At 67.5% G+C, this 10,215-nt stretch carries 11 protein-coding genes and 3 pseudogenes; 10 read left to right on the top strand and 4 right to left on the bottom strand.

Going from position 1 to position 10,215, the window contains the following annotated elements; translation table 11 throughout:
• Positions 1 to 93: pseudogene (locus tag ACZ7M3_RS52295) on the top strand (IS6 family transposase); the annotation flags it as partial.
• A 76-nt stretch (positions 94 to 169) separates the two neighbouring features.
• Here the strand turns inward: ACZ7M3_RS52295 and ACZ7M3_RS52290 are convergent.
• A complete protein-coding gene (locus tag ACZ7M3_RS52290) occupies positions 170 to 529 on the bottom strand; it encodes a transposase (RefSeq protein ID WP_472073830.1) in 360 nt (119 codons plus the stop codon).
• 285 nt (positions 530 to 814) lie between these two features.
• Between ACZ7M3_RS52290 and ACZ7M3_RS52285 the strand changes: the two genes are divergently transcribed.
• Positions 815 to 1,597 (top strand): TIGR03084 family metal-binding protein, encoded by a 783-nt coding sequence (locus ACZ7M3_RS52285; protein WP_472073828.1) that lies wholly within the window; start codon positions 815 to 817, stop codon positions 1,595 to 1,597.
• Positions 1,598 to 1,925: 328 nt separating this feature from the next.
• Here ACZ7M3_RS52285 and ACZ7M3_RS52280 read toward each other — a convergent pair whose 3' ends face one another.
• Entirely contained in the window at positions 1,926 to 3,107 is a 1,182-nt protein-coding gene (locus ACZ7M3_RS52280; protein WP_472073826.1) for an agmatinase family protein, read from the bottom strand.
• Positions 3,108 to 3,552: 445 nt separating this feature from the next.
• Between ACZ7M3_RS52280 and ACZ7M3_RS52275 the strand changes: the two are divergent.
• The 3 genes and pseudogenes from ACZ7M3_RS52275 to ACZ7M3_RS52265 form a co-directional block, all read left to right on the top strand.
• Positions 3,553 to 3,850: pseudogene (locus tag ACZ7M3_RS52275) on the top strand (transposase); the annotation flags it as partial.
• Between the two features lie 194 nt (positions 3,851 to 4,044).
• Positions 4,045 to 4,293 carry a hypothetical protein gene (locus tag ACZ7M3_RS52270; protein ID WP_472073824.1) on the top strand — a complete coding sequence of 83 codons (249 nt, stop codon included), beginning with the start codon at positions 4,045 to 4,047 and terminating at the stop codon, positions 4,291 to 4,293.
• On the top strand, positions 4,290 to 4,718 hold the full coding sequence (locus tag ACZ7M3_RS52265) for a DUF6262 family protein (RefSeq protein ID WP_472073822.1): 429 nt from the start codon (positions 4,290 to 4,292) through the stop codon (positions 4,716 to 4,718). Before ACZ7M3_RS52270 ends, ACZ7M3_RS52265 begins: the two co-directional genes overlap by 4 nt.
• Here the strand turns inward: ACZ7M3_RS52265 and ACZ7M3_RS52260 are convergent.
• The gene (locus ACZ7M3_RS52260) at positions 4,712 to 5,236 is read right to left on the bottom strand and encodes an NUDIX domain-containing protein (RefSeq protein WP_472073820.1); all 525 of its coding nucleotides are present in this window, start codon (positions 5,234 to 5,236) and stop codon (positions 4,712 to 4,714) included. The genes ACZ7M3_RS52265 and ACZ7M3_RS52260 overlap by 7 nt on opposite strands.
• 105 nt (positions 5,237 to 5,341) lie before the next feature.
• Between ACZ7M3_RS52260 and ACZ7M3_RS52255 the strand changes: the two genes are divergently transcribed.
• From ACZ7M3_RS52255 to ACZ7M3_RS52245, 3 genes are all read left to right on the top strand, one after another.
• Positions 5,342 to 5,692 (top strand): ATP-binding protein, encoded by a 351-nt coding sequence (locus ACZ7M3_RS52255; RefSeq protein ID WP_472073818.1) that lies wholly within the window; start codon positions 5,342 to 5,344, stop codon positions 5,690 to 5,692.
• 482 nt (positions 5,693 to 6,174) lie between these two features.
• Complete coding sequence (locus ACZ7M3_RS52250; RefSeq protein ID WP_472073816.1) at positions 6,175 to 6,426, top strand: hypothetical protein; 252 nt, start codon at positions 6,175 to 6,177, stop codon at positions 6,424 to 6,426.
• 106 nt (positions 6,427 to 6,532) lie between these two features.
• Positions 6,533 to 6,976: a hypothetical protein gene (locus tag ACZ7M3_RS52245; RefSeq protein WP_472073814.1), complete on the top strand. Its 444-nt coding sequence runs from the start codon at positions 6,533 to 6,535 to the stop codon at positions 6,974 to 6,976.
• Between the two features lie 49 nt (positions 6,977 to 7,025).
• Here ACZ7M3_RS52245 and ACZ7M3_RS52240 read toward each other — a convergent pair whose 3' ends face one another.
• Entirely contained in the window at positions 7,026 to 7,421 is a 396-nt protein-coding gene (locus ACZ7M3_RS52240; protein WP_472073832.1) for a NucA/NucB deoxyribonuclease domain-containing protein, read from the bottom strand.
• A 703-nt stretch (positions 7,422 to 8,124) separates the two neighbouring features.
• Between ACZ7M3_RS52240 and ACZ7M3_RS52235 the strand changes: the two are divergent.
• Together ACZ7M3_RS52235 and ACZ7M3_RS52230 are read left to right on the top strand one after the other, a co-directional pair.
• A pseudogene (locus ACZ7M3_RS52235) lies at positions 8,125 to 8,628 on the top strand (integrase core domain-containing protein); the annotation flags it as partial.
• 77 nt (positions 8,629 to 8,705) lie between these two features.
• The gene (locus tag ACZ7M3_RS52230) at positions 8,706 to 10,124 is read left to right on the top strand and encodes an MFS transporter (RefSeq protein ID WP_472073812.1); all 1,419 of its coding nucleotides are present in this window, start codon (positions 8,706 to 8,708) and stop codon (positions 10,122 to 10,124) included.
• Positions 10,125 to 10,215 lie beyond the last annotated feature (91 nt).

Here is a 10,215-nt window from a genome sequence, read left to right as displayed (position 1 = left end):
ATGACCGCCCCCGACCACCGAGCCGAAATGACCATCCGCTTCGCCATCCGGGACCAGATCACCGGCGCCGCCAGCCGGCCCACCACGACCTGACCACAGGCCGGCACCCGGGCCCCACCACGCCCCGACACACCATCAGGCACCCACGCACCCAACAACGTGACAGCACCTAACGCCCTGCCGTTCGCTTCCCCGCATCGATTCCACGCGCCTCGCCGCCCTCGCTGGTCTTGATCGACTGGGCGTCGATCACGGCGTCCGACGGCTCAGGGTCGCGTCCGGCCCCGATCCGGAGCTGGCGGCGTAGCTCATCGTGGATGCGGTCCCAGCTGCCGTCCCGGCGCCACTTGGTGAACCAGCGGTGCGCCGCGTCCCAAGGCATCAGGGCGCGCGGGAGCATCCGCCACTGGCAGCCCGAGCGCAGTACGTAGAAGATCGAGTCGAGCACCAATCGGTCTCCGTACTTACGCACCCCGCCGCCTTTCCACAGGTTACGCAAGGGAAGGAGCGGCCGGATGACCTCCCACATCTGATCGGTCAGGCTGGACGGATAGCATCGGCCGCTGACGGCCTCGGAGTTGTCACACTGACACACACCACATGATCATTCCGGGGCCGTCGCCGTGCCTGGAGAGCAGATCGCAACCGTCACGCGTCTCGCATGACCAGGCAGCCCGGCACGCTCTGCGCCGCCGTCGAGGAAGCACGGTGGTCCCGTGGCGCCTCGGCCCCACCACCGAGGGGGCAGACTCCGGCGGCATCGGAGTCTGCCCGCACACTTCGTCTCCGCCGTGGGTCAGGAAGGAGTGGCACCATGGCACACATGTTGAACTACAACCTCGCCGTCCCCGATGTAGATGACGCCGGTGTCCTGTCCGCGCTGGTGGCTGAGGGCGACGAGCTCGACGTCCTGGTCAGGGCAGTGGACGACTGGTCCATACCGACACCGGCACCGGGCTGGACGGTCGCCCACCAGATAGCCCACCTCGCGTGGGCGGACGCGAACGCACTCAGCGCCTTACGCACTCCGGACGCGTTCGGCGCCGAGCTCAGGCGGGCGGAAGCCGAAGGCAGCGGGTACGCAGACAAGGCCGCCGCCGCGGGAGCGGCCAAACCGCGGTCGGTACTCCTGGACGAGTGGCGGGCCGGTCGAACGGAACTGGCGGCGGCACTGCGCGACACGCCATGGGACCACGCATTCCCCTGGTACATGTCGAAGGTGACCCCGGCCCTGATGGCGCCCCTTCGTCTGATGGAAACCTGGGCACACGGGCAGGACGTCTTCGATGCTGTGGGCGTGGCGCACCGCCCGACGGATCGACTGCAGCACGTGGCGTCGCTGGGGGTGTTGGGACGGGCGCTGTCCTTCGCCGCCGTCGGACTGCCTGAGCCGGCGGACCCCTTCCGCATCGAGCTGACAGCGCCTGACGGACGGACCTGGGTGTGGGGCCCCGAGGCTGCCGCGCAACGGGTACAGGGCGGCGCTGTCGACTTCTGTCTGTGTGTCACCCGGCGTCGCCCCTGGTCCGAGACCAACATGACGGCGACCGGACAGGACGCTCAGAAGTGGCTGGAGGTGGCGCGCGTCTTCCTCTGAAAGCGTGTCGGGGTGCCTGGTCATGCGAGACGCGTGACGGTTGCGATCTGCCCTCAGGCGCGGCGACGGCCTCGGAATGATCATGTGGTGTGTGCCAGTGTGACAACTCCGAGGCCGTCAGCGGCCCATGCTCGGCGTAATCAACTGGCCAACCGACAGGCTCTAACCTTGGGCTTTCACGAGGCTAGTTGTTCGGGGGAAGGTCCGGAGAGGCGAGGCTGTCTCTGACCTGGGACGATGAACTTGTCTTGGGCCCTGGACGAGGGTTGGGGAGACGCACCCCCCAGGTGAGGAAGCGTATCGGGTTGCTCGCCGTTCAGGGCGACGGCTATGTCTGCTGCCCAGGCGGCGGTCCGGCGGCCTCCGGGTCCAGATAGTCGGGACCGGGCAGACCTTTGCGGCGCATTGCGATCCCGGTCAGCGCCTCGAAGATGGCTCGGCGAGCGTTCATGGTGGTGGTGTAGCCGGGATCGAGGTGGGGTGCGACCTCGACGATGTCCATGCCCACAACGGGCGTCTCGTGACAGATTCGTCGGATGGCCGGCAGCAGTTCGCGGTTGGTCAGGCCGGGAGGCTCCGGGGTGCCGGTGCCCGGCGCGAAGGCCGGGTCCAGCACGTCGATGTCCAGCGACACGAAAAGATGTTCCGGCCCGTCCAGCGCCTCGTCGATAGCCTGTTGGAGGACCACGTCGAATCCGCGTCGGTCGATCTCGGCCATGAAGTGCGCGCGCAGTCCGTGCTCGCGCATCCAGTCGAACAGTTCGTCGTCAGGCGCGATCGCGCTGCGCAGGCCGATCTGGATGAAGTTGCGCCCGGGGACATGCTCGTCCTCGATCAGCCGGCGGATTGGTGTGGCGTGCGAGGTGAGATGGCCGAACAGGTCGTGGGAGCAGTCCGGATGGGCATCGAAGTGGATCACGCCGACCTTGCCCGCCCCGTACACGTCGGCCATAGCCGCGGCGTCCGGCCACAGGATCGAGTGGTCCCCGCCGAGTACGATCGGGATCGCGCCCGTTCCGGCGATCTCGCGGACCAGAGCACGGATCGGTTCCATGGAGTTGTCGATGCTGAACGGGTCCACGGCGGCATCGCCGTAGTCGACTACCGTCAACTCCTCGAACGGTTTGATGCGGGTGCTGGGATTGACCAGCATCTGCGGAGTGTTGGGCAGAATCCGCTCATCGGCCCTGATCGCACGTGGCCCGTAGGCCGCCCCCCGGTGCCCGGTGGACATGTCCACCGGCGCCCCGACGACTGCCACATCGACGTGGCCGGCACGCAGGTCGTCCGGATTGAGGCACAGCGGCAGCCCGAAGAACGTGGCGATCCCGGCGTAAGCCGGTACGAACGCATACCGCTGCAGGTTGATCGGCCCGGGCTCGCGCCTCGGGTCGGACGTACGGTCGAGTTCCCATTTCCAGGCGTCCGGCGGTACACCTTCCATGAGCGGCTCCTTTCGATCCCGTCCGGACAGCCCTTTGGTACGGATGGCGCCGGGCTGGCCGCACACAGCCGTCACTCAACCCGACCTGCGGTGATTTGCCGCGAACCTTGGCCAGACAGACCGCAACAGTCAGTCGTTCGGACTGGTAATGGGGGTGGCGCATGGGCTCCCGACGGACACTCTCCCCGCGTTCACCCCGTCGTGCGGGAATCAGGCGGACAGTGGCCGATGGCTGGCGACACGCGAGGAGGTGGGAAAGGGGTGCGCCGTGTGGGCTGGTTCTTCCTGCTCACCGCCCTACGCGCCCAGGAAAGCATCTGCCGTCGGACAGCTCCCGCGCGTTCCCATGGCTGGGCGTCCGATGGGTGACCAGAAACGCGAAGAGCGCCCCTGACCTGCAACGGTGGTACTTGTCTTGGGTTCAGGTCGTCACATGGAAAGAAGCACTCCTCAGGTGAAGAAGCGTGTCGGGTAGTACCCGCGTGTCCGTACCGCGGGTGGCGGTCGCGGTGTGGTCTCGCAGGCCGGCGGGGTGCTGCTGGTCGAGACGGTCGGCAAGGCCGGCCTGGACGGAGCAATATCGGCGGCGCTCGCGCCGTGGCGGCGTCCTCGGGCGGTGCACGGTCCGGGCAAGATCCTGCTGGATGTGGCACTCGCGGTCGCGCTGGGCGGAGATTGCCTGGCCGACGTCGGCATGCTGCGGGCCGAGCCTGCCGTGTTCGGGCCCGGTGGCCTCCGACCCGACCGTCTCCCGGCTCGTCGATGCTCTTGCCGCAGCTGGTCCGAGGGCTCTGACCGCGATATCGTCCTGATCGCCCACTTCCGCCGCCACGATGCGGACCGGCCCATCGTGTCACCGAGGTGATCTCCGGCTACGAAAATCTTGCCAGAGCCACGTTCACTTGTACGCCGACACCTGCAGACCTGCGACAAGGGAAACGCCTGCCTGACCTGCTCGGTCTTCGTCACTGACGCCTCTCATCAAAGTGCTCTGGCACGGCAGTTGGCCGAGACCGAGGCCCTGATCAACCGCAGCACCACCGCGTTTCAGGAGCGGCACGGACGCCCGATGCCCGAGGACAACGTCTGGCTGCTGCAACGGCGGGCTGAACACGCGGCCCTCACGAAGCTGCTGGACACCCTCCGCTCCAAGCCCGGCCGGGCCGTCCAGGGCGCCGGCTGCGGCGCCGCCCCCACCGGCCCCGTCCCGCTCACCCTCGACCTCGACCGTCACCGAAGGACCCGCCCATGACCGACGACGCTCGCGCCAAGCACACCCAGACACTCGCCACCGCCGCGAAGGCCAAGTCCCAGGCCAAGACCGCTGCGGCAGAGAAGGCGATCCACACTCTGGTCAAACGCGGTGAGCCGATCACCTTCCAGGCCGTCCAGCGCGAGGCCAGCGTCTCCCACGCGTTCCTCTATAACCACCCCGACCTGCGAGGACGCATCGAGCGGCTACGGTCCCCGGCCCGGCCCGTTCCCGCGCCAACGCCTGCGGCTGACGAGCAGAGCACCCTCGTCCTCGCGCTGACCAGTCAGATCACCCGCCTGAAGAAGCAGCACCGAGAAGAAGTACAGGCCCCGCGAGACGCGCTCGAACAAGCCCACGGCGAGAACCTCGACCTCCGACGCGAACTTGCCCGCCGCGGAGGAGTCGCAGCAGCCCCTCAGTGACGGCCCGCCCGATCAGCCAACCATGCGGCATGCTGACGGATTCGGGATAGATCATCGAGAAAATAGCTCTCCCAGCCCTCGTCCAACCTTCTCCAAGCCACCGGCTGTCCGGCCTCCGGGACAAACGAGGCCGCTGCATCAACGACGGCGGCATACGACAGCCCGAGCGTGACCGGCCAATCCGGGTGATAAGAGCGAACCGCAACCGCTGCCGGCTCAGCCAGCAGTTCCACCCGAAGGCCCGTCTCCTCGAAAAGCTCCCGGGTCGCACCCTCGCGCGGTGTCTCGCCAGCCTCGACCTTCCCGCCCGGAGGAACCCAACCCCGCCAACGGTGCTTCACCAACACCACCCGGGCAAGATCCTTGTCGAACACCCAGACCTCGGCTGCAAGAGGCTCCATCGGTCCCTGCCGGGCAGCAGCCAGCCACCGGCAGGCCCCGTCGAACTCGGCTATCGCCTGTTCAGCATCGTTCACCGCCGCTTCGACGGCCCGCTCGTCGACCACCTTCTGAATCATCGGGCCAACATACGAGGCTGCACTGACAACGCAGCCACGTCACATCGATCTCATGAAGGTCCCGCCCAGCGGCAACATGCCGAATCTCGAACCGAACCCTCGATAGTGCTCGGTGTCGGCAAGACCCATATCGCCCAGGCCCTGGGGCACCTCGCCGTTCGTCAGGGCGCGAACGTCCGCTTCTCCAAGACCAGCCGGATCGTGGCCGAGCTCGCCGGCGGCCACGCGGACCGCACCTGGGACAAGCGCATGCGCGAGCTGCCCCCCCGACGTCCTGATCCTCGACGACTTCGCCATGCGCCAGATGACGCCGCCCAGGCCGACGACCTCTACGAGCTGGTCAGCGATCGGCAGGGACGATCCCTGATCATCACCAGCAACCGGGCACCCAGCGACTGGTATCCCCTGTTCCCCAACCTCGTCGTCGCCGAATCGCTCCTGGACCGGCTGAATTAACAGCAGCCATCAGGTCATCATGAACGGCCCCAGCTACCGCCCCAACAAACGCCCCAGGAACCCCACCGACAAGAACGGAACGACGACCGCGAAGGACAGCTGACCGCAGGAGTCTTCCGCTCGGCGCCTGAGCACTGAGGCCCAGGCGTCGAGCTCCGCCCCGCTCTCCGGCGCTAGTCGATATTGATGTTGAAGTTGGAGACGTAGGGCTGGAAAGTGCCCCCCGGCCAAGGCCCGTGAGCCGAACCTCACAGAAGCAGGCCCGTACAGCTGTGGCAGCGACAAACTGCTGGCGCAGCGAGGTTCACGCCAGGTGGCCCGCTATCCCCTGACGATGACGGGGGTGTCCTTTCCCGAAAACTGGAACCTGCCGTTCGCACACCGCCTGGCCGCCCTTCTGTTCCCACCCTCGTCCGGCCCCGTTTCCACACTGAGCGGAACAGCCATGTGGTGGACGGGGACGCATGCGGCGAGGTGGGCGAGTGTCTCCGCACGGCGCTCCGCGCGCGGCCACGCTCTACGTCTACTCGCTGCTGTTGCCGAATGTCGCCGCCCGTGTCTGCGCCGCCTTGCCCGTCCTGGGCAGCCCGGCCGGCCTCGCCGCCGAATGGACCGAGTACGCCATGCTTCTGCAGACTGTGAGTCGCGGAGGCAACCTCACCCTCGCCGACGCGCTCCGGGCCTGGCCCAAGGGAATTCGCGCCGCTGAACTGCCGGGCGGGTCCAGTTGTTGAGGGTGGGCCCGCACGTGACGCGCGGGTAGCGTCCCGCCTTGGTAGATCCTGGTGGCGTGCGCTGCTTGGGATACTGGCGCTCCGTACAGCGGGTGGAGGGCATGCGGTGGGGCTGGTTGACTCTTTTGAGGCGGTGGTGCTGGTGGAGCGGCACCTGTTCGCTCTGATCGACAACGATCCGGGGAACGAGGAGCCGTTCGCCCGGATACCTGGCAACTCCGCGTTCTTGGTCCATGAAGACTCTGTGGTGGTCGCGTCGGATCTCGAAGACCAACTGGCCAGGGTCCGGGTGGAGATCTGGGACTCGGCGCCCGACGGGCCGGTCGGGGAGGGATTCCGGGCGATCGGGGAAGTGGCCTCCGTGTCTTTCGAGTCCGGGCGGATCCAGCTGGTCAACCTGATGCGGGAACCGGCCGGGGACGAGTACGCCCTCGCCTCGCCCGGACCCTATCGGGTGTGTGTCTGGGCGGCCTCACAGGAAGAGGACGCGCAGGAGGAATTGGAGGCCTACCGGTTCTTCGAACGCTTTGTGATCCAGCTGTCGCCGTGAGGCGCTGAGCGGGGCGGGCTGCGGGCGGCCCGCTCCGCTCGTGCGGGGGCTACTTCACCTTCACGTAGAAGGCGTCACCGTCGAGGATGCGGTCGTCGTTGTACCAGGTGGCGAGCCGTGATCCCGCCTTCTGGTTGTCCGTGCTGTCCAGGGCCCGGGCCGAGTAGTTGCCGTTCGCGTTCTTGGCCCCTTCCTTCGTGGTGCTGAACGGGTAATTCGTCGCAGTCTTTGCCGCTGGCGGAGTAGTTCGGCCACTTGGCCTGGCACGCCGCCCGCGCGGTGTCACGGTTTTGCCTGCGCAGCGTGGCGTCGTAGTAGATCCGGTGCAATGGCGTCGTGGTGGGGGCGCCGGGGATCTTCTTGCCCGTCTTGGCGGGGATCGTGGTTCCCGGATGATTCTGGGCGTCCCAGATGTGCTGAGCTGTCTCGTTGACCACGGGATCATTGCGGTCATAGTTCATGGTCGAGCGGACGTTGGTGAAGATGCTGCCCTTCTTGTAAGTCAGGTAGGGGGCGCTGTCGAACCGCACCCTGATCTTGGGTTCGGCCAGCTGGACGTTCTTGTTGCCTTTGGCTATGAAGAAGGTGGCCGGGACGAAGTCGTACGTGTGGACCTTGTCGCGGCCGGTACCGGAGGCCGCGTCTTCGTCGAAGGTCAGCAGCTCCCTGCTCTCCCTCCTCCAACCCTTCATGCTGGCGTCCTGCTGCGCCGCGCCGACTTCGCCGCGGAAGCCACCCGAGACCTGCGTGACGCCCCCGTGTTTCTGTCCCTTGTGCAGAACGGCGCCTGTGGCACTCGACTGGTTCCACCGGTTGATCAGGAACGTAGTCGTGTCTTTGATGGTGCCGGTGGTGTTGATCTTCTCGATGTACTGCTCGAACAGGACGGACCGCTCGCCCTGGAAGGCGTACCCGATGATTGTCTCGACGTAGGTGAGGGTGCCGACGGGAGTGCCGGTCTCCACGTCGACGCCGACGACCTGGACGGTGCCTCGGCCGCACAGGGCGAAGTGGTACTTGACCCACTCGGGCTTGCCGGCGCTGTTGCCGTGTGTGAAGCACTCGTCGTGGGTCACATCGTGGTAGTTGAAGTCCCCGCGAGGAGGCCTCGGGCCTGCGGCACGGCCCACGGAAGACGCTGCGGCCGGGAGATCCTCCAGGAAGCCGGGATCGATCCGGCACCCGAGCGTGCTACGAGCACGTGGGCGGACTTCCGGCGTTCCCAGGCCGACGCCCTGCTGGCGTGTGACTTCCTGGAAACGGTCACCTTGCCCGGGGCACGCATGTATGTGTTCGCGGTGATCGAGCACGCCAGCCACCGGATCCGGATCCTCGGCGCCACCGCGCACCCCACCGCCAGGTGGGTGACGCAAGCCGCGAAGAACCTTGTCATGGACCTCGAAGACGCCGGCTGCCGGGCCAGGTTGTTGATCCGGGACCGGGACGGGAAGTTTCCCGGCCTGTTCGACGCCGTCCTCAACGATGCGGGGATCGAGGCAGTACTCAGGGGAGTACGGATGCCTCGCATGAACTCGATCATGGAACGGTGGGTGTCGACCTGCCGGCGCGAGCTGTTGGACCGCACCCTGATTTGGAATCAACACCACCTGCTCCACGCGCTACGCGGGTTCGAGAGGTTGAGCTGCCACCGGGCGATCTCGCAGTCCCGCATATGTCCCTTATTGTGGCTTTTGGTGTCGTGTCTTGGCCGATGGGACGGAGTTGGGCCGTGGCGTTCGCGGAGTCGGCCGGCGGTGGTGAGTCGATGCCCTCTCCCGAGCCGGCCCCGGAGTCCGAGCGACGGTCCTGGGCGCCGCTGCTGGCGGTGTGCGCCGGGTATTTCATGGTGATCCTGGATGTGACGGCCATCAACGTCGCCGTGCCGGTGATCGGCCGCGAACTGTCGGCCTCGCTCACCGGCATCCAGTGGATCACCGATGGGTACACCCTGGTCTTCGCCGGGTTCCTGCTGACCGGTGGCGCGCTCGGTGACCGGCTGGGCAACCGTCGGGTCTTCTGCACGGGCGTGGCGGTGTTCACTCTGTCCTCGGCCGCGTGTGCGCTCGCGCCGAGCGCCCCGTCCCTGGTTGCGGCCCGGTTGGTGGAGGGGCTCGGTGCGGCTCTGATCGTGCCCGGTTCCCTGGCCCTGCTCCAGCAGGCCTACCCGGCGCCGGCCGTACGCTCGCGGGCCTTCGGACTGTGGGGTTCGATGGCGGGCATCGCGGCCGCTGCTGGTCCGCTGCTGGGTGGGCTGCTCGTCTCCACGCTGGGTTGGCGCTGGGTGTTCTTGATCAACCTGCCCGTCGGTGTGGCCTGCCTGGTGCTGACGCTGCGGCATGTGGCACGCTCACCCCGGCGCGCCGCCCGGGCCCTGGACTGGCCGGCGCAGTGCGCGGTGGTGGCAGCGGTGGCGCTGCTGACCGCGGCGCTCAACGAGGCCGGGCGGCGGGGCTGGTCCGATCCGGCTGTTCTCGCTGGGGTGGGCCTGGCCGTGCTGGCCGCCGCGGCGTTCGCGGTGCGCGAGCGGCTGGCCCGCTCTCCTGTCCTTCCGCCGAGCCTGCTGTGCTCTCGTGCGATGAGCGGTGGAGCCGTCATCGGCCTGCTGTTCAACTTCGGCTTCTACGGCATGCTGTTCACCGCCAGTCTGGAATTCCAGCACCAGCGCGGCTTCAGCGCCCTCGGCACCGGGCTGGCGCTGTTCCCGACGGTGGCGATGACCATGTTCGCCTCCGTCCTGTCCGGGCGGCTGACCCGCCGCACCGGCGATCGTCCACTGGTGATCTCCGGCATGCTCCTGGCTGCCCTGGGGCTGGCCGGCTGGGCCGCGGCGGGAGCCGACCCCGCCTACCCGCTGCTGCTGGCCCCGATGATGGCCGCGGGATTCGGTACCTCCTTCGCCCTCACCGGTTCAACCGCCACCGTGATGGGTGCCGCGCCTTCGGCGTACTCAGGCGCCGCCTCCGCCCTGTTCAACACCACCCGCCAGATCGGCAGCGCCACCGGCGTCGCGCTCGGCGGCAGCCTGCTCGCCACAGCCGCCGACTACAACACCGGGCTGCGCACCAGCATGGCCATCGGCGCGCTCGCCTACCTGGCCGCCGCAGGCCTCGCGTGGCTGTGCGTGCCGGCGATACCGAAAATGACCTAGTACTGCAACGGTGCCTACCGTGACTGCTGGCCAGGTTCGTCGTTGATGTGGTTATGGGTGGGGACCTTGCTGATGTGGGTGTGTGGGCGAG

This window comes from Streptomyces sp. NPDC111656, from assembly GCF_055656965.1.
This window is presented reverse-complemented; position numbering and strand designations above follow the sequence as displayed.